Genomic DNA, 255 nt, shown 5'->3' on the forward strand with positions numbered 1-255 from the left:
AGGCTGTCACATGATCGCCACCCCCGGCCAAACACATCCACCCACCCGGGCATGGTCTGCCATGGATTTCTCGGACGGTGGTTTAGTGGGTTTCAGGCTGCTGTTTCGGTGTGGTGGTAACGGTTTTCGGCTTCGTTGGGGGTGATGTAGCCGAGGGTGGAGTGGAGCCGGGTGTGGTTGTAGAACAGTTCGATGTAGGCGCTGATTTCTCGGCGGGCTTGGGTGTGGGTGTGGAATGTGGTGGTGTGGACGAGT

Annotated in this window: 1 protein-coding gene; it reads right to left on the minus strand. The window is 58.8% G+C overall.

Translation table 11 applies throughout. The annotated features are described in order from the left end of the window. Positions 1-92: 92 nt before the first annotated feature. Positions 93-255: IS3 family transposase (locus UO65_RS34585; RefSeq protein ID WP_152552073.1), on the minus strand; the 163-nt coding region annotated here is incomplete at its 5' end.

Source organism: Actinokineospora spheciospongiae (assembly GCF_000564855.1).
Classification (GTDB): domain Bacteria; phylum Actinomycetota; class Actinomycetes; order Mycobacteriales; family Pseudonocardiaceae; genus Actinokineospora; species Actinokineospora spheciospongiae.